Raw genomic sequence first — 17,942 nt, forward strand, 5'->3', positions numbered from 1 at the left:
CATGTCGGTTACCGAGAACAACGTTGCCGAGTCGATGCGGGAGGGCGCCGTCATTCCGGCGGCCTCCCGCGCCGAGCGGTTCACCTCCTACGACGTCGAGGCCTTCGAGGTCCCGGGCGGCCGTGAGGAGAACTGGCGCTTCACCCCGATGAAGCGCCTGCGCGGCCTCCACGACGGCACGGCCGTCGCGTCCGGCGAGATCACGCTGGACGCGGACGCCGCGCCCGAGCTGAAGATCGAGACCGTCGGCCGCGACGACGCCCGCCTCGGCGAGGCCGGCGTGCCGAGCGACCGGATCGCGGCGCAGGCCTACTCGTCCTTCACCCAGGCCACCGTCGTGACGGTGCCGAAGGAGACCGCCGCGTCGAAGCCCTCGACCCTGCGCATCCACGGCCCCGGCGAGGGCAAGGTCGCCTACGGGCACCTGCAGGTCCGCGTCGAGGCTTTCGCGCAGGCCGTGATCGTGCTCGACCACGTGGGCTCCGGCACCTACGCCGACAACGTCGAGTTCGTCGTGGGCGACTCCGCGAAGCTCACCGTGGTCAGCGTCCAGGACTGGGCCGACGACGCGGTGCACGTGTCCGAGCAGCACCTCAAGCTCGGCCGTGACGCGGCGCTGAAGCACATCGTGATCACCCTGGGCGGCGACCTGGTCCGCGTCTCGCCGACGGCGGCCTTCGCCGAGCGCGGCGGCGACGTGGAGATGCTGGGCGTGTACTTCTCCGACGCCGGCCAGCACCAGGAGCACCGGCTGTTCGTGGACCACGCGGTGCCCAACTGCAAGTCGCGCGTGATGTACAAGGGCGCGCTGCAGGGTGACGGTGCCCACAGCGTGTGGATCGGGGACGTGCTGATCCGGGCGGCCGCCGAGGCCACCGACACCTACGAGCTCAACCGGAACCTGGTGCTCACGCCGGGTGCGCGGGCCGACTCGGTGCCGAACCTGGAGATCGAGACCGGCGAGATCGAAGGCGCCGGCCACGCGAGCGCGACGGGAAGGTTCGACGACGAGCAGTTGTTCTACCTCCTGTCGCGCGGGATCCCGGAGGACTCCGCGCGCCGGTTGGTCGTGCGCGGGTTCTTCCACGAGATCCTGGTCAAGATCGACGTTCCCGAGGTGCGCGAGCGCCTCGAGGCCGCCATCGAGGCCGAGCTCGAAGCCGTGGGCGCCTGAGCCCCCTCGTCCGTCCACACCAGACTTTTAGGAAACTGAGAATGGCTACCCTGGAAATCAAGGACCTGCACGCCTCGGTGAACACCGAGGAGGGTGCGAAGGAGATCCTGAAGGGCGTGAACCTGACCATCCGGTCGGGCGAGACCCACGCGATCATGGGCCCCAACGGCTCGGGCAAGTCCACCCTGTCCTACGCCATCGCCGGCCACCCGAAGTACCAGGTGACCTCCGGCGAGGTGCTGCTGGACGGCGAGAACGTGCTCGAGATGAGCGTGGACGAGCGCGCCCGCGCCGGCCTGTTCCTGGCCATGCAGTACCCGGTCGAGGTGCCCGGCGTCTCGATGTCCAACTTCCTCCGCACCGCGGCCACCGCGGTCCGTGGCGAGGCTCCCAAGCTGCGCCACTGGGTCAAGGAGGTCAAGGAGGAGATGGGCAAGCTCGAGATCTCGCAGGAGTTCGCCGAGCGTTCCGTGAACGAGGGCTTCTCCGGCGGCGAGAAGAAGCGCCACGAGATCCTGCAGCTGGCGCTGCTCAAGCCGAAGATCGCCATCCTCGACGAGACCGACTCCGGGCTCGACGTCGACGCGCTGCGCGTGGTTTCCGAGGGCGTCAACCAGTACAAGGCTTCGAGCGAGGTCGGCGTCATGCTGATCACGCACTACACCCGCATCCTCCGGCACATCACCCCGGACTTCGTGCACGTCTTCGCCGACGGGCGCATCGTCGAGTCCGGTGGCAAGGAGCTCGCCGACGAGCTCGAGGAGAACGGCTACGTGAAGTACGTGGGCAAGGCCGAGCCCGCCGCACTCTGAGTTTCGCCAGCACCACGAGAAGTTCCCGACTACACCGAGAGGAGTTGGCTCGATGACCACCACGGCTTCGAACAGCCCGACCAACTCTGTTCCCCTTGACGTGGCGGCACTGCGTGCCGACTTCCCGATCCTGTCCCGCACCGTGCGCGACGGGAAACCCTTGGTGTACCTGGACTCCGGCGCGACCTCGCAGCGGCCGACGCAGGTCCTCGACGCCGAACGCGCGTTCCTCGAGACCTCCAACGCAGCCGTGCACCGCGGTGCGCACCAGCTCGCCGAGGAGGCCACCGACGCCTACGAGTCCGCCCGCGCGCGGATCGCGGAGTTCGTGGGTGCCTCCCCGGAGGAGCTCGTGTTCACCAAGAACGCCACCGAGGGCATCAACCTCGTGGCGTACTCGATGAGCAACGCGAGCACGGCCGGCCCGGAGTCCGAGCGCTTCAAGGTCGGGCCCGGCGACGAGATCGTGATCACCGAGATGGAGCACCACGCGAACCTCGTGCCCTGGCAGCAGCTGTGCCAGCGCACCGGGGCCACGCTGAAGTGGTTCAAGGTGACGCCCGAGGGCCGGCTCGACCTGTCGGACATCGACGAGCTGATCACGCCGCGCACCAAGCTGGTCGCCTTCGCGCACCAGTCCAACGTGCTCGGCACGATCAACCCGGTCGACGTGCTCGTGGCCAAGGCGAAGTCGGTCGGCGCGCTGACCGTGCTCGACGCGTGCCAGTCGGTGCCCCACGGGGTGTACGGCCAGGGCAACGTCGACTTCGGCGCGCTGGGTGTGGACTTCGCGGCGTTCTCCGGGCACAAGATGCTGGCGCCGTCCGGCATCGGCGTGCTCTACGGGCGCAGCGAGCTGCTCGAAGCGATGCCGCCGTTCCTCACGGGCGGGTCGATGATCGAGCTGGTCCGCATGGAGGGTTCCACGTTCGCGCCGCCGCCGCAGCGGTTCGAGGCCGGCGTGCCGATGACGTCGCAGGCCATCGGTCTCGGCGCGGCCGTCGACTACCTCTCGGCGATCGGCATGGAGCGCATCGCGGCCCACGAGCACCTGCTCACCGAGCACGCGCTCGCCGGGATCAGCGCCATCGACGGTGTCCGCATCATCGGGCCGACCGACATGGCCGATCGCGGCGGCGCGGTGTCGTTCGTGATCGACGGCGTGCACCCGCACGACGCCGGCCAGGTGCTCGACAGCCTGGGCATCGCCGTGCGCGTGGGGCACCACTGCGCGTGGCCGCTGCACCGGGCGTGCTCGGCGCAGGCCACCGTGCGCGCCACGTTCTACCTCTACAACACACTGTCCGAAGTGGACGCCCTCGTCGACGGGATCCGCGAGGCGCAGAAGTTCTTCGGGGTTGCCTGATGAACCTCGAGAGCATGTACCAGGAGATCATCCTGGACCACTACAAGCACCCGCACGGGCGTGGGTTGAGCGACCCGTACGACGCCGAGTCGTTCCAGGTCAACCCGACCTGCGGCGACGAGGTGACGCTGCGCGTGAAGCTCACGGACGGCAAGGTCGAGCAGGTGTCGTACGAGGGGCAGGGCTGCTCGATCAGCCAGGCCTCCACGTCGGTGCTGACCGACCTCGTCACCGGCCACACCGTGGAGGAGGCGTTCACCACCATGGACGCCTTCGTGGAACTGATGCAGGGCAAGGGCAAGGTCGAGCCCGATGAGGACGTGCTGGAGGACGGCATCGCGTTCGCCGGCGTCGCCAAGTACCCGGCGCGCGTGAAGTGCGCCCTCCTCGGTTGGATGGCGTTCAAGGACGCCGTGGCCCGCACCACCACAGGAGCTGAGAAGGCATGAGCGAAGAGACCGTGGCCCCGTCGGCGGACGTCGACCCCCGCGAGGGGCGCACCGCCGCGGACCTGCCGGAGCAGACGGCGTCGGCGGTGCCCGCCGACGTCGCCAAGATCGAGGACATCGAAGAGGCGATGCGCGACGTCGTGGACCCCGAGCTCGGGATCAACGTCGTCGACCTCGGCCTGGTGTACGACATCCGCGTGGAGAAGGACAACTCCGCCACGCTGGACATGACCCTCACGTCGGCGGCCTGCCCGCTCACCGACGTGATCGAAGACCAGACCTCCGCGGCCCTCACCTCCGGCGGCCTCGTGAGCGACTTCCGGATCAACTGGGTCTGGATGCCGCCGTGGGGCCCGGAAAAGATCACCGACGACGGCCGCGAGCAGCTGCGCGCGCTCGGGTTCACCGTCTGAGCCTCCTTCGAGGGAACAGGCCACTCCGCTCGCAGCGGGGTGGCCTGTTCTGTTTCGGTGAATGTATAACGGTCTATACGGCGCCGCGTTGGCTTGCAGCTCCATGCCGGTCGTCCTGCTCCGCGGCCGGTTCAGCACTCCATGCTCGCCGGCCCGCGCGCCACCGGACTCCAGGAACTCCGGGCCGCCTGTAGCACCAGCTTCCTCGGCACCTCGGCATTGTCCGGGTAGAACACCTCAGCAGTCCCGGCCAGGTAGAGCAGTTCTTCGTCGTCGGGCAGGGGATAAGCCATAGCGTTCTTGCTGAAAACCTCGGCGTCACCCGTCGCGAACCGGATCACCCCGCGGTCACCATCGAGGCCGACCGTCAGTGCAGCGCCCACCGGATCACCCACGATCAGGTGGGCGGCCTGCCCCGGCCCGGCCGCCCTCGACCTTGGCGAGGATGGTCGCCAGCTCCTCTGCTGTCTCGACTTCCATCGCGGTCGAGGTGCGGCCGTCGAAGTATGCGCGGATCACGAGTGTCGCAGCCGAACGGACCATCATGCGGTTGATGGTTGACCACCACCGTGACGAGTCGGATGTCGACCTGGCGCATGTGCACGGCCAGATTGGTTTCAATGTGCGAGCCGATCACGGTCTGACCCATGCCGTTCTGCTGCAGGTAGTGCAGCGTGACTTGATAAAGGTCATCTCGGGTCCCGCTGGTCACCGGCTTCATCTCGGCCAGGGCATCATTGGCGGCCCATCGGCCGTGTGCCTTGGATTGCTTCGCTGAGCGCCTGCCCGCTTTCGTCGAGCGCCGCGGCGGCCTGTTCAAGCTGGGTGACTGCAGCGCGTGTCTTTTGGTCCGCCGTGGTCAAAGCAGCGGTGTCGTCGACGTTCACCGAAGAACTTCATCCGGCTGAATGCGGGTATGCCCGGCTACGCAGAGCGCGGCGGCGCACGTTCTCGTCGAACACGAGCCAGCAGTCGCCGACGGTCGTGAGGTCGTCGGCGATCTTGGTGGGATCCAAGGCGGTGAAGCTGACGCCAAAGGGCCGACGAAAACCAGGCCCGGGTGCTATGACTGGGGCATGACCGAACCGGACAACGAGCGGGAACCCCGGCGGGGACAGGCCGTCGCGGCGGTGGCGATTGCGGCGGTGGCCTTCATGTTGGTCGTGGCGACCTGGATCGCGTGGTTGCTGGTGCGGCCGAGGATGGAGGCGGGGCCGGTGTACCCCATCGTGGGGCAGGTGTTCCTGCTCGTGCTGGGGGCGCTGTTCTTCGTGGGGCTGCTGGCCGGGGTGCTGGCGATCGTGCTGGGCCTGACCGGCGGTGGGCGCGAGTACGGGGGCGAAGTGGCGCGCGCCGGTGTGCTGCTGGGTGGGCTCACGTGTGTGGTCGCGCTGGGTGGGGCAGTGGCGTTCGCGGTCAATCCTCTGTGGACGTCGACGGTGGCCTACTTCGACATGGGGACCCTCGGCAACCCCTTCGGCCGGTGACGGTCCTCAAGTCGATCCTGCTGTTCGTCGCCGCCGCGGTGCTGGAGATCGGCGGCGCGTGGCTCATCTGGCAGGGCGTGCGCGAGCACCGCGGCTGGGCGTGGATCGGTGGGGGGATCGTGGCGCTCGGGCTCTACGGATTCGTCGCCACGCTGCAGCCCGACGCGCACTTCGGCCGCATCCTCGCCGCGTACGGCGGGGTTTTCGTAGCCGGCTCGCTGGCCTGGGGTGTGGTGGCCGACGGCTACCGGCCCGACCGGTTCGACGTGATCGGCGCGCTGCTGTGCCTCGCGGGCGTCGCGGTGATCATGTACGCGCCGCGAACCGGGTAACGCTCGCACAACGCCCGCGATAGATCAGCGTGACCGAACCCGACTTTCCGCCGCCGCCCGCTCCGGTGCAGGTCAGGCGGCGGTTCTCGCCGCTGCTGGCGATCTTCCTGGTGCTCGCCGTCGTCGGCGCCGTGGCCGCCGCGATCGGTGTGGTGAAGGTACTCGGCTACGGCATGGTGACCGTCCCGGGCGGCTCGATGGCCGCCACCATTCCGCCCGGTACCACCGTGGTCTACAGCTGGGGCGAAGGCCGGGAGATCCACCGGGGCGACCTGGTCGTGTTCCAGGCAGACGCATTGCCCGGCGTGCCGGGCGGCCGGCTTCTCAAGCGCGTGATCGCGGTCGGCGGGGACCGGGTGTTCTGCTGCGACCCGGCGAACCGGATCGAGGTGAACGGCAAGTCGGTCACCGAGCCCTACCTCGACCCGAAGGTCTCGCCCGAGGGCGCGCTGCCGTTCTCGGCGCAGGTTCCGGAAGGTGCGATCTTCGTCGCGGGCGACACGCGCGACAACTCGCGTGACTCCCGGATTTACGTGGACGCGCCGGGCAACGGTGCCATCCCGCTGTCCAAGGTGAACGGTGTGGTCGTGGCGACGGGCAGCATCTTCGCCTCCGACACCTTGAAGCCCACCACGGCGTTCACCGACGCCGGCCTGCCGGGAGCGTCCACTGAGGACACCTCGCTCGCCAAAGACCGGTACCTGGCGGCCGGCGGTGCCGCATTGTTCCTGCTCGGGTTCATCGGCGCGATCGTGACCGGCGTGCGGTCCGCCGCAAGACGACGGAAAGCAGCCGTGCCGGCTCACTGATCGCGAGCAGGTTGCAGCCGGAAGACCTGGTCGAGCGGCCGGTAACGCCGGCAGGGCCGGCCCGATAGAGGGGCGTGACCGACTTTCCGGCGCCCCCGGCCGCGCCGCCTCGTACGCGCCGGTTTTCGCCGTTTCTGGCGCTTTTCGTCGTGTTCGTCGTGGCCGGCCCCGTGCTCGCGGGGACCGGGGTGGTGAAGCTGTTCGGCTACACCACCGTGCGCATGGGCGAACGTTCCATGGAGGCCACGGTCGGATACGACGAGCCCATGGTTCTCCACTGGGCCGGGAGCCACGAGATCCACCGGGGCGACCTGGTCTTGTTCCAGATCGACGCGTTCCCCGACTCACCGCCCGGCTACCACCTCCTCGATCGCGTGATCGCCGTCGGCGGCGACCGGGTGGTCTGCTGCGGGCCCGACAACCGGCTGCAGGTGAACGGCAAGTCCGTCACCGAGCCCTACCTCGATCCGGTGGTGCCGCTCTCGGCCGGCGCCTACGAGTTCACGGCGCAGGTTCCGCCGGGCGCGATCTTCGTCGCGGGCGACAAGCGCGACATCACCATCGATTCCCGCAGATTCGTCGACGCGCCCGGCGCCGGCGCGATCCCGCTGTCCAAAGTCGACGGAGTGATCGTCGCGAGGGGCACGATCTTCTCCTCCGTGCCCCTTGCACCGACCACAGCCTTCACTGACGCCGGCCTGCCCGGAGCGTCCACTGCGGACACCGGCCTCCGCGGGGCCCGGCAGCTGATCCTCGGTGGTGCCGCGCTGTTCGTGCTCGGGTTCATCGGCTTGATCGTGACCGTCGTGCGCTCCGGCGGAAGACGACGAAGAGCAGCCGCAGGCCCACCAATGCACTGATCACGAGCAGGTTGTAGCCGAAGACCTGGTTGAGCGTCAGGTCCGGCAGCAGCCGCGGGCCGCTCGTGCTGCCGAGCAGCAGCACGGCCATCAGGCCCGTCGTGATGCCCACGAACGCCAGCAGCACCTCGTGCACGAGGCCCGTCACGAGGTCGCGGTCGCGTTTGTCGGAGAACAGCCGCACGTTGACCGAAAGCCGGCCTTCTTCGAGGGCGGCGCCGATCCGGTCGACGCGGCGGGGGAGCCGGCGCAGCACCGGCAGCAGGGCCAGCACCTCGTCGCGCACGGTCTCGGGCCGCAGGCGCGCGCCGAGCTGCTCGCCGGCGAACGACCGCGATTCGGCGACCACGTCGAAGCCGGGTGCGAGCGTGGCCAGGGTGCCTTCGGCCGTCGCGAGCGCGCGGAAGACCGCGGCGATGGGCGGCGGCACGGCGAGGCGGAAGTCGGCGACCACGCGGAACAGGTCGGTGAACAGGTCCAGCCCCGGCGCCCGGCCCGGGCCGAAGTGGCGCACGAGCAACGTGCCGAGCGCGCGTTCCAGGCGTTGCTCGTCGATCTCGTCGGACCGGTCGACGATCTCCAGCAGTCCGTCGCGCAACGCGGCCGGGTCGCCGCGGTCGAGGGCGAGCAGCAGGTTCTGCAGGCCGGCGCGCAGGCTCGCGTCGAGCCGGCCGACGGAACCGAAGTCGAGCAGGCCGAGGGTGCCGTCGTCGAGCAGGAGGACGTTGCCGGAGTGCGGGTCGGCGTGGAAGACGCCGCCGACGAGCACCTGGTCGAGCAGGCAGCGCAGGAACGCCCGCGCGAGCTCCTCGCGGTCGCCCGGCGCCGCGGTGGAGAGGGGTTTGCCGTCGAGGCGGCCCATCACGAGCACGCGCTCCGTGGACAGTGCTTTGTGGACGGTCGGCAGCGTCACCCCGGCCACGGCCTGGGCCGCCACGGCTTCGATGTTGGCCGCCTCCACGCGGAAATCCAGCTCCTCGGCCAGCGCGTCGGCGAATCCGTCCGCGAGGTCGACGACGCCGAGCGCCCGGGCCCAGGCCGCCCGTTCGTCGAGGAGCGCGGCGAGGCGGCGGACGATGTCGACGTCGCGTTCGGCCTGCGCGCGAACGCCCGGCCGCTGGACCTTGACCACGACTTCGGCACCGGACCGCAGCCGCGCCCCGTAGACCTGGGCGATCGACGCCGCCGCGAGCGGTTCCGGGTCGAACTCGGCGAAGACATCGTCCGGGTCGGCGCCGAGTTCCTCTCGCAGCAGGGCGAACACGGCTTCGGCGGGTGCCGGCCCCACGCGGTCCTGCAGCCGGCCGAGCTCGTCGACGAAGGCGGGCGGCAGCAGGTCGGCGCGGGTGGAGAGCAGCTGGCCGAGCTTCACGAACGTCACGCCGCCCTCCTCCAGGGCACGGCGCAGCGACCGCGCGAGCTTGGCGTGGCGGCCGGGCCCGAGGCCGGGTTCGCGACGTCCGGTGAGATATCCGCCGAGGCCGTGGCTGATCGCGATGCGCACGATCCGCGAGTAGCGCCGGGCCCGCGCGACGCGGGCGTGCACCGAACGCAGCTGCCCGAACAACCCGGGCGTGGCACCCGACGGCGCGGCCAGCTCCGCGACGAACAGGAACAGCAGCGTCGCGGCCAGCGCGCACCCGGCCAGCGGGATGAGCAGCCCGACCGCCGCGCCGGCGCTGGTGAGGACCGTCAGCGGGAAGGTCCGGACCACCAGGCCGCCGACGACCCAGCCGAACACCGCCGCGCACAGCGCCCGGACGTACCCGATCCGAACGCCGAGCACCCGCCGCGACGCGGCGACGAGCGGCCACAGCACGAGGACGTAGGCGAACAAGCCGACCAGCAGGGTTTCCATGGTCGTCGAGCACACCAGGGTTCGCGGCCTTGCGGTTCCAGCCGCGGCGGGACTGGATTCCCTCTCGCGGGGGACCGTGCTGACGGACGGTACCGGGTCACCTACTTTCGGACGTGGCCGCGGCGATTGGTGAACTCCTAACGTCGTGGATCGAACCGCGGTTGCCGGGTTTCCGGTGGCCGGAGCGGACAATTCGGTGAAGGAGACGCGAATGAGGGCACGCGGGTTCGGGCGCATCGCGGCGATCGCGGTGGCGGTGGCGGCGCCGCTGGGTGTCGGGCTGGTCGCGGGGCCGGGCGCGGAGGCCGCCGCGGCGACCACGGTCTACTACACGTCGAGCGGGGCACCGGATTACGTGGCCCAGATCGACCAGGGCGCGGCGAACTGGAACGCCGCGGTGACCGATGTGAAGCTGGTGAAGCGCTCGTCCGGAGCGACGGTGGTGTTCCACGAGATCCACAGTGGCGGGTCGTACACGCAGACTGACGGGCACGGGAACGGGAACGTTTATCTGGATACGTCTCAGGTGGCCGAAGGGTTTGATCCGACGAGGATTGCGGCGCACGAGTTGGGCCACAATCTCGGGTTGCCGGATGATTACGACGGGCCTTGTTCGGAGTTGATGTCGGGGCACGGTCCGGGGACGTCGTGTACCAATGCCAAGCCGAGTGCGCAGGAGGCGGCGAAGGTGCAGCAGTTGTGGCGAAACGGGTTCGGGGGTGTGAAGGGCGTGGGGACTCGGGTTACGGCTGGGGTTTACTGAGGATTTCCGGGCTTTCCTGATCGGAATGGTGGTGCGGGAAGGCGCCCCGATTTCTGATTGTGACTACGATTCAGGGCCATTTGTCAAGGCTGGAAAGAGTACCTTGACAAATGGCCCTGAATCGTGTTTTGGCTTCGGATCGGGGCGGGGGAGGGGCTGGGCGTTCCCGCGCGGTGTGTAGTTCGGCTGCGGTTTTGTCGTGGTGTTGGCTGCGGTGTTGGGGCGGCGTCGGCCGGCGGTTCGTGAGCGTGGTTCCCGCTGTGGAGGGAGGCGGGGAGGCGGGGCGGCTGGGAGGATTCGGGGGTGGGAGTTCTCCGGCCGGTGGTGAGCGGGGTGACCTATCGCCGATGGGTCTACCTGATCCTGGGCGGGGCGATCAGCGTGCCGTACCTGTTGTTGGCGGCGGTGGCGGTGCCTGCGTTGGCGCCGTTCGTGACGTCGATCGGGTGGGCGTCGGTGCTCGGGGTCGTGGTGACGGTGGTGGTGCTGGGGGCGACGTCGTTCCTGCCGGCGGTGCGGGTGCTGGAGGCGGCCGCGGTGCGGGAGCTGCTCGGCGAGGCGGCGGCGGGGCGGCCGGCCACCGTGCGGGCGCGGGCGCGGTACAGCGTGATGTTCGTGCTGCACGTGGGGGTCGGGGCGGTGGTGAGCACCGTGACGCTCGCCGTGCCGGTGGGGTTCGGGTTTTCGGTGAGCGCGGTGTTCACGGGGAAGCTGGTGGACAACGGCACCGAGGTCGTCGCGGTGCACCGGGGGTGGGGGTCGGCGTGGCTGCCGGTGGCGTTCGCGGCCGCGTTCCTGGTGCTGGTCTACGCGGTGTGGGGCGTCGGCGCGCTGCTGCGGCGGGCGGCGGGGGCGCTGCTGGGGATGTCGGCGGCCGAGCGCATCGCGCAGCTCGAGCGGCGGACCGAGCAGCTGGCCGAGCGCACCCGGCTGGCGCGCGAGCTGCACGACTCGGTGGGGCACGCGTTGTCCGTGGTGACGGTGCAGGCGGGAGCCGCGCGCCGCACGCTGCGGACCGACCCGGGGTTCACCGAGCAGGCGCTCACGGCCATCGAGGAATCGGCGCGTACGGCTCTGGACGACCTCGACCACGTACTCGGGTTGTTGCGCGACGGGGCTTCGTCGCGCAACCCGCAGCCGGGCCTGGCGGAGCTGCCGGCGCTCGTCGAGGCGACGCGGCTGGCGGGCGCGGAAGTGCACGCCGACGTGCGGGGTTCGCTGGCCGCGGTGCCCGCGGTGGTGTCGCGCGAGGTGTACCGGATCCTGCAGGAGTGCCTGACCAACGCGGTGCGCTACGCGGGCCAGGTGCCGGTGAGCGTCGACGTGGCCGTGTCGGCCGGGCAGCTGTGCGCGACGGTGGCGAACCCGCTGGGCGCCGCGCGGCCGTCGCGGGCCCGCGGTGGGCGCGGCCTGCGGGGCATGGCCGAGCGGGCGGAGCTGCTGGGTGGCAAGCTGGCCGCCGGACCGGCGGGGGACCGGTGGGAGGTCGTGGTGACGGTGCCGTGGGCGAACCGATGAACGTGCTGCTGGTCGACGACGAACCGCTCATCCGCGCCGGCCTGCGCGCGATCGTCGACGCGGAGCCGGACCTCACCGTGGTCGGCGAGGCCGCCGACGGCGCCGAGGTCCCCGGGCTGGTCGCGCGCCTGCGTCCCGACGTGGTGCTGATGGACGTGCGCATGCCCGCCGTCGACGGGATCCGCGCGACGCGGCACCTGATGTCCACTGTGGACGCGCCGCCGAAGGTCATCGTCGTGACCACCTTCGAAAACGACGACTACGTGTACGACGCCCTGCTCGCCGGCGCCAGCGGCTTCCTGCTCAAGCGCGCCCGCCCGGAGGAGATCGTCGCGGGCATCCGCACGGTGGCCACGGGTGAGTCCCTGCTGTTCCCGGCCGCCATCCGCCGCCTCGCCGCCGCCCACTCCCGCGGCCCGGCCCGCGACGGCCTCACCTCCGCCGCCCTCACCGACCGCGAACGCGAAGTCCTGCGCCTCATGGCCGCCGGCCTGTCCAACACCGAAATCGCCACGAACCTCTACCTGGGCCTCCAAACGGTCAAAACCCACGTCGGCAACATCCTCGCCAAACTCGGCGCACGCGACCGCACCCAGGCGGTCATCCGGGCTTACGAGTCGGGCTTCGTCACACCGAAACCCTGACCGGCCGCGCGCCTACGACGGACGGCCTGACGTGCGCGGCGAAGCCGGACCTCATTGCGCGGCTCGGGATGTGGTGTCGGCCTGATGCCGCAAGCGAGCGACCCCGAGATGCCAAGCCGTGGCACTTCGGCTCGGCCCCGCGGGGGTCAGGGGTCTGCGACGCCGAAGCGCTGACCTAGCCCGCGCGCCTACGACCATTTGCCTGACGTGCGCGGGGAGCCGGACCTCGCCGCGGTCGGAGGCCGCGCGGAGCGGGAGCCGGTGCAACGAGCGAGCAACCGGCGACGCCAGGCAGCGGCAGTTCGGCTCGGCCCTGCCTGTCGCGGCCGGAACCGGGCGATCCGGACTCACGAGGCACGCTTCGTCGCACAGAAACCCTGACCAACCGGCCGCTCTCCAACCCGCCCCGGCCAGGTCGGCTCAAGCTGAGCGGCTGACCGCCACGTCGCGGCCGATGCCGCGGAGGACTTCGACGCGGTCGGAGCCCGGTCGGCTCAGGACCCAGCTCGAGCCGGGCACCGCTTTGGCGCGCTTCTTGAGCGGGGCGAGCAGGCGGGAGGCGTCGCGGTAGGAGGCGATGGAGCCGCTGCCGCAGACGAGGGTGGCGAGGGACACGGTGACCGGCATGCCCTCGGCGGACCAGTGCGTGTCGAGGAGGGCGGCGGCGACCGTGCCGATCTCGTCGACGTCGCAGACGATGAGGAAGTCGTCGCCGCCGACGTGGCTGACGCGCATGCGCGGGAGGCGCCGCGAGAGTCCCGTGAGGGTTTCGCCGAGGGCGCGGATGAGGTCGTCGCCCGCGGCGAAGCCGGCGTTGTCGTTCACGGACTTGAAGGAGTCGACGTCGAGCCACGCCGCCACGAACTGCTCGCCCGTGGAGATGCGGCGTTCGACGTCGCGGGCCACGGCCTCGCTGCCCGGCAGCCGCGTGAGCGGGCTCAGTGTCACGGCCTCCTCGACCTTCGCCTCGGCCACGCCGCGGACCACCTCGGTCACCAGCACCACGCCGAGGGTCCGGCCCGCGTTGTCGACCACGACCACGTCGTCGCCAGTGCGGCCCCAGTCGGCGTCGGTGACCAGCTCGAGGAACTCCAGCGCGCTCGCCGTGGCGTCGATGGTGTGCGGCTTGTCGGCCAGCCGCTCGGCCGGGCGCTTGGCGTGCAGGGCGTGACCGTATGGACCGGTCACGGCGACCAGGAACCGCGTGCGGTCCACCGACCACCGCGGACGGTTGTGCTCGTCGACGCCGATCACGCCGGTCGGGGCGTCGGCCGCCGCCAGGACCTCGCGCACGTCGTCGCAGGTCGCGTCGGACGGCAGCGTGGTGGCGGGACGCAGGAAGTCGCCCACGCGGGGCGCGGTGGGCGGCGCGGGCGAGCGGCGGTCGTCGGGCACCACGGCGCCGGCCGACGGCGCGCTGCGGTGCGCGGCCGGCGGCGCCAGCAGGTTGCCCTGCGCGATGCGCACGCCGAGGCTCTGCGCCGCGTCCAGCTGCGGGCCGGTCTCGATGCCGGTCGCGACGAGCCGGATGCCGGTCCGCGTCGTGAAGTGCAGCAGCGACTCGACCACCGCGACGGCCGCCGGCTCGTCCGGCAGGCCACGCAGCACGCTGCGGTCGAGCTTCACCAGGTCCACCGGCGCCTGCGCCAGCAGGGCCAGCGGGAGGTCGCCGCGGCCGAGGCCGTCGAGCGCCAGCCGGAAGCCCAGCTCCGACAAAGCTCGCATACCGCCCAGCAGCCGGTCTCCGGGCAGGTGCGTGAACGGCGGGCCGATCTCCAGGACGACGTCACGCGTGCGGCGGCCGGCGGCGCCGAGCTCGGCGATCAGCTCGTCGAACGCGGCCGGGCCCGACGCGAGCGTGCGGGCGGAGATGTTCAGGTGCAGCGGCAGCGCGCTCGGGCGCTCGGCCTCCTGGCGCACCGCGGCCGCGGCCAGGCCCAGGTCGACCTCGGCCAGGCGGCCGGCACGGCGGGCTTCGGCGAGCAGCTCGTGGGCCGTCCCCTTGCCGGGGCGGGCGAGCGCTTCGTACGCGACAACGCCGCCGGTGTGCAGGCTGTACATCGGCTGGAAGGCGAACCGGACCGCACGGGGCGTCGTCACCCGGAGATCGTCGCATCCTCTCGCGCGGAAACGAAACCGTTGTCAACAGATGTTCACCGCGCCGGAACCTGAGTTACCTGAATCGGAGTAACGAAATCGGTAGCGATCACCCGTTCGGGATGGATTTCCGTGGGCCGTTCGGAAGTGTGAAAATTCCCGTCTTCACCATGCCCGTACACGAACTCGCACACCGTCCGTGGTGGGTCGGTTCGCGGCAGTGACCAGCGCGTCCGTCCACCTGGAGCTTGATCGTTTGACCCGAAGAAGTTTCGGATACGGAATTCGCGGAGCGGCCTCCGTTCGGTCCGCCGGTTCCGCACGTGGTACCGCTCCCGGCAGCCCGCCCGCGCATTCGGCTGCCGATTTCGACGCCGTTACCGAATCGTATTCGGCCGGCGGCCCGCGAGCCGCGCGCGCAGCGTCGGCGGCGCCGCGCGGAACAGCCGGGCCATCGCCGCCGCCGTGCCCGGCAGGTCCTCCCGGCCCGACGTGTAGGCCTGCTGCACCGGAGCCGGCAGCGCGAAGAAGAGATCGAAGAACTCGGCGAGCTCGGCAGGCGACATCCGGCGCAAAGCACGCAATCCGTACTGCCGCAGGGAATGCACGGCCCGCGCCTCGGCTGTCCACAGTGTCCGGCGGGCCGCGCGCACCGCCGCCGCCGGCCCGGCCTCGAACGCACCCGCCAGCGCCGCGGCCACGCGCGGGGCCAGCCGCAGCGCCGTCGCGACGCTGTACCCGGTGGCGGGGTGCACGAGCCCGGCGGCGACCCCGAACGGGACCACTGCCCCGCGGCCCGGCAGCGGCACGTCGAGCACGATTCGCACCCCTTCCTCCCGGCCGTGCGGCCGCAGCCCCGCGCCCGCGAGCCGGGTCCGCAGCCGCGCGGCGAGCTCGTCGACGGGCACGCCCGGCCGGTGCGCGAGCGACGTCTCCTCCACGAGCACCGTGCCGTCGCCGAGCGGGAGCAGGTAGCGGAAGCTCGGCGTGCCGTCGCGCCAGTCCATGAACACGGCCGTGTCCGACGCGCCGGGCACGAGCCGCTCGGCGTCGGCGGCCGGCAGCACGAGGCCGTACGCCGTCTGCTCGGCGCGCGGCCCACCCGGCGGCCCGCCGGACAGCGCCCGGTTGCGCCCCGACGCGTCCACGACCACCGCGGTGGCGAGCCGGCGGTCGTCGGCCAGCACCACCGTCGAGCCGTGGCGCCCGTGCTCGGCGCGCGCGACCCGTCCGGTCACCACCGTCACCGGCGCCGCCGCGAGCCACGAGCGCAGGCCGGCGTTGTCGAACACGAGGTAGCCGCGGTCGAGCCGGTGCTCGCGCGTGCCGAACGCAACCGTCGCGCCGGGTGCCGACGCGATCGCCTCACCCGGCAGCCCGGGCAGCTCGTCGGCCCACGCGCCGTAGGTGCTGCGCCACGGCGCCTGCGGCGCGGCGTCGACGAGCGTGGTCGCGAGCCCGCGCCGGGCGCAGGCGTGCGCCAGCGCCCACCCGGCGGGTCCGCCGCCCGCGATCAGCACGTCGCTCACCCGTCCGATCCTGCCGTATCCGGCGGGTCCGCCGGGTGCCGGACAGATACGGTGGAGCGCATGTCCGAGACCGACCCGAGGGCCGCGCGAAGGGACCCGTCGAGCTCCGTGGGCGGGTTCACGGATCTTGCCACCAGCCCGTTCCGCATCGACCGCGACCGCATCGCCGCCTCGCCGTTCTTCGCGCGCCTGGGCGGGGTCACGCAGGTGGTCAGCGCCGGCGGCGCCGGGCTGTTGCACAACCGGCTCACCCACAGCCTCAAGGTCGCGCAGGTCGCCCGCGCGATCGCGGAGCGGATCACCGGCGCCAGCGAGTCGGCCGAGCTGGCCGCGAAGCTCGGCGGCTGCGACCCCGACGTCTGCGAGGCCGCCGCGCTCGCCCACGACCTCGGGCACCCGCCGTTCGGCCACCTCGGCGAGCAGACGCTCGACCGCATCGCCCGCCACCGCTTCGGCCTCGCCGACGGCTTCGAAGGCAACGCGCAGACGTTCCGCATCCTCACCACCACCGACGTGCGCGGCCCGTCCGCGATCGGTCTCGACCTCACCGCGGCCGTGCGCGCCGCGGTGCTGAAGTACCCGTGGGCGCGGCTGCACTACCCCGAGCCGCACCCGACGGCGATGCGCACGCAGCCGCGCGGCGCGGCCGAGCCCGAGAGCTCACCGGGCACCGGCGCGAGCAAGTTTTCCGCCTACGCCACCGAACTCGACGACTTCGCGCAGGCGCGCGGCCCGTTCACCGGGCGCATCGAGCCGTGGCAGCAGACGGTGGAGGCGGCCGTGATGGACACCGCCGACGACATCGCCTACGCGATCCACGACCTGCAGGACTTCCACCGCATCGGTGTGCTGCAGCACGCGCCGGTCGCCGCGGAGCTGGGGGAGTGGCTCGACCGCGCGCTGGACCTGGCCGCGCTCGACGACGAGCAGGTCGCCGCGCAGCTGCGCCGCCCGGGCCGTTCGCTCGAACAGCTGCGCCGGCGCATGCACCTCAAGGACAGCTGGATCGCCGACGACGACGCGTTCGCCGCAGCCGTCCGGCGCGTGCAGCGGGAGCTCGTCGACGGGCTGCTCGAGAACGGGTTCGACGGCTCGATCGAGGCCGAGCAGGCCACGGCCGCGTTCTCGGCCAATTGGACCTCCCGGCTCGTCGACGGCGTCTTCGTGCTGTCCTCGCCCTCCGCTCGCTCCGGGCACGTCTCGCTGCGCACCGCGCAGTGGCACGAGGTGCAGGTGCTGAAGTTCGTGCACCGCCGGTTCGTGCTGCTGCGCCCCGACCTCGCGCTGCACCAGCGCGGGCAGGCCAGCCTCGTGACCACGCTCGTCGACGCGCTCGACGCGTGGCTGCTCGACCGCGACGAGGAGAGCCGCCTGCCCCGGCGCTTGTACGACCTCGTGGAGCTCGCCCACGACGAGTACTCGGGTCTGGTCCGGACCATGCCGGAGGTGCTCGTGGGCGCGACCGGCGAACGCGTGGAGGGCGCCGACGCCGTGCGCAGCCTCGCGCGCGGCCGCGCCGTGGTCGACTTCGTGGCTTCGCTCACCGACAAGCAGGCCGTGACGCTGCTCGACGCGCTGTCAGGGCGCGCCGCGCAGCCGTGGTCGGATTCGTTCGTGCTCTGAGATCGCTCCCAGTCGGCACGCGCTCAGCCGGAACTTCGCGCCGGAACTGCCGCTGAATGGCCTACGACCTCCGGCGGGTATGGGAAAATTACAGCCATACATCACCCTAACGGCTCCTTTTTCCCTTTTACCCCGGGTACTTAGCTGGATCCAGCCGGTGATCACCGGCGTTGGCCAGCGTGAGTCGGGGCACGCGGTGCGAGATTCG

General features: G+C 71.3%; 18 protein-coding genes. 13 read left to right on the plus strand and 5 right to left on the minus strand.

Annotated elements, in window-relative coordinates; genetic code table 11:
• Position 1 precedes the first annotated feature (1 nt).
• The 5 genes from sufD to ACFY1H_RS29200 are packed head-to-tail and all read left to right on the plus strand — an operon-like array spanning position 2 to position 4,214.
• Positions 2-1,174, plus strand: a complete 1,173-nt coding sequence (gene sufD, locus ACFY1H_RS29180; RefSeq protein WP_366583306.1) for a Fe-S cluster assembly protein SufD — start codon at positions 2-4, stop codon at positions 1,172-1,174.
• A gap of 41 nt (positions 1,175-1,215) precedes the next feature.
• Positions 1,216-1,986, plus strand: a complete 771-nt coding sequence (sufC, locus tag ACFY1H_RS29185) for a Fe-S cluster assembly ATPase SufC (protein WP_354882361.1) — start codon at positions 1,216-1,218, stop codon at positions 1,984-1,986.
• Between the two features lie 52 nt (positions 1,987-2,038).
• Positions 2,039-3,352, plus strand: a complete 1,314-nt coding sequence (locus tag ACFY1H_RS29190; RefSeq protein ID WP_366583307.1) for a cysteine desulfurase — start codon at positions 2,039-2,041, stop codon at positions 3,350-3,352.
• A complete protein-coding gene (gene sufU, locus ACFY1H_RS29195; protein WP_366583308.1) occupies positions 3,352-3,801 on the plus strand; it encodes a Fe-S cluster assembly sulfur transfer protein SufU in 450 nt (149 codons plus the stop codon). The genes ACFY1H_RS29190 and sufU overlap by 1 nt, the downstream gene beginning before the upstream one ends.
• Positions 3,798-4,214: a metal-sulfur cluster assembly factor gene (locus ACFY1H_RS29200; protein ID WP_386951505.1), complete on the plus strand. Its 417-nt coding sequence runs from the start codon at positions 3,798-3,800 to the stop codon at positions 4,212-4,214. The genes sufU and ACFY1H_RS29200 overlap by 4 nt, the downstream gene beginning before the upstream one ends.
• Positions 4,215-4,345: 131 nt before the next feature.
• On the opposite strand, the gene ACFY1H_RS29205 is transcribed toward ACFY1H_RS29200, so the two are convergent.
• A complete protein-coding gene (locus tag ACFY1H_RS29205) occupies positions 4,346-4,597 on the minus strand; it encodes an Imm1 family immunity protein (protein WP_386951508.1) in 252 nt (83 codons plus the stop codon).
• A gap of 14 nt (positions 4,598-4,611) precedes the next feature.
• Positions 4,612-5,034, minus strand: a complete 423-nt coding sequence (locus tag ACFY1H_RS29210) for a DddA-like double-stranded DNA deaminase toxin (RefSeq protein ID WP_386951511.1) — start codon at positions 5,032-5,034, stop codon at positions 4,612-4,614.
• A gap of 256 nt (positions 5,035-5,290) precedes the next feature.
• On the opposite strand from ACFY1H_RS29210, the gene ACFY1H_RS29215 reads away from it, so the two are divergent.
• The 4 genes from ACFY1H_RS29215 (at position 5,291) to lepB (ACFY1H_RS29230) (ending at position 7,702) form a co-directional block, all read left to right on the plus strand.
• On the plus strand, positions 5,291-5,701 hold the full coding sequence (locus ACFY1H_RS29215) for a hypothetical protein (RefSeq protein WP_366583313.1): 411 nt from the start codon (positions 5,291-5,293) through the stop codon (positions 5,699-5,701).
• Positions 5,698-6,033: a YnfA family protein gene (locus ACFY1H_RS29220; protein WP_366583314.1), complete on the plus strand. Its 336-nt coding sequence runs from the start codon at positions 5,698-5,700 to the stop codon at positions 6,031-6,033. The genes ACFY1H_RS29215 and ACFY1H_RS29220 overlap by 4 nt, the downstream gene beginning before the upstream one ends.
• A gap of 29 nt (positions 6,034-6,062) precedes the next feature.
• A complete protein-coding gene (lepB, locus tag ACFY1H_RS29225; RefSeq protein ID WP_386951514.1) occupies positions 6,063-6,842 on the plus strand; it encodes a signal peptidase I in 780 nt (259 codons plus the stop codon).
• 74 nt (positions 6,843-6,916) lie between these two features.
• The gene (gene lepB / locus ACFY1H_RS29230) at positions 6,917-7,702 is read left to right on the plus strand and encodes a signal peptidase I (protein ID WP_386951517.1); all 786 of its coding nucleotides are present in this window, start codon (positions 6,917-6,919) and stop codon (positions 7,700-7,702) included.
• Here the strand turns inward: lepB (ACFY1H_RS29230) and ACFY1H_RS29235 are convergent.
• Positions 7,626-9,560, minus strand: coding sequence for an ABC1 kinase family protein (locus tag ACFY1H_RS29235; protein ID WP_386951520.1), 1,935 nt, complete (start codon positions 9,558-9,560; stop codon positions 7,626-7,628). The genes lepB (ACFY1H_RS29230) and ACFY1H_RS29235 overlap by 77 nt on opposite strands.
• Positions 9,561-9,771: 211 nt before the next feature.
• Here ACFY1H_RS29235 and ACFY1H_RS29240 point away from each other — a divergent pair, with 211 nt between their 5' ends.
• From ACFY1H_RS29240 to ACFY1H_RS29250, 3 genes are all read left to right on the plus strand, one after another.
• Positions 9,772-10,323 (plus strand): snapalysin family zinc-dependent metalloprotease, encoded by a 552-nt coding sequence (locus tag ACFY1H_RS29240; protein WP_386951523.1) that lies wholly within the window; start codon positions 9,772-9,774, stop codon positions 10,321-10,323.
• Positions 10,324-10,626: 303 nt separating this feature from the next.
• On the plus strand, positions 10,627-11,841 hold the full coding sequence (locus ACFY1H_RS29245) for a sensor histidine kinase (protein WP_386951526.1): 1,215 nt from the start codon (positions 10,627-10,629) through the stop codon (positions 11,839-11,841).
• Entirely contained in the window at positions 11,838-12,485 is a 648-nt protein-coding gene (locus ACFY1H_RS29250) for a response regulator (protein WP_386952163.1), read from the plus strand. Before ACFY1H_RS29245 ends, ACFY1H_RS29250 begins: the two co-directional genes overlap by 4 nt.
• A gap of 420 nt (positions 12,486-12,905) precedes the next feature.
• Here ACFY1H_RS29250 and ACFY1H_RS29255 read toward each other — a convergent pair whose 3' ends face one another.
• Together ACFY1H_RS29255 and ACFY1H_RS29260 are read right to left on the minus strand one after the other, a co-directional pair.
• Positions 12,906-14,585 carry a GGDEF domain-containing protein gene (locus ACFY1H_RS29255; protein ID WP_366583319.1) on the minus strand — a complete coding sequence of 560 codons (1,680 nt, stop codon included), beginning with the start codon at positions 14,583-14,585 and terminating at the stop codon, positions 12,906-12,908.
• Positions 14,586-14,959: 374 nt separating this feature from the next.
• Entirely contained in the window at positions 14,960-16,111 is a 1,152-nt protein-coding gene (locus tag ACFY1H_RS29260) for a lycopene cyclase family protein (RefSeq protein WP_386951529.1), read from the minus strand.
• Between the two features lie 60 nt (positions 16,112-16,171).
• On the opposite strand from ACFY1H_RS29260, the gene ACFY1H_RS29265 reads away from it, so the two are divergent.
• Complete coding sequence (locus ACFY1H_RS29265; RefSeq protein WP_386951532.1) at positions 16,172-17,734, plus strand: deoxyguanosinetriphosphate triphosphohydrolase family protein; 1,563 nt, start codon at positions 16,172-16,174, stop codon at positions 17,732-17,734.
• Positions 17,735-17,942: the final 208 nt, after the last annotated feature.

This window comes from Amycolatopsis sp. NPDC001319 (assembly GCF_042896185.1).
GTDB lineage: Bacteria > Actinomycetota > Actinomycetes > Mycobacteriales > Pseudonocardiaceae > Amycolatopsis.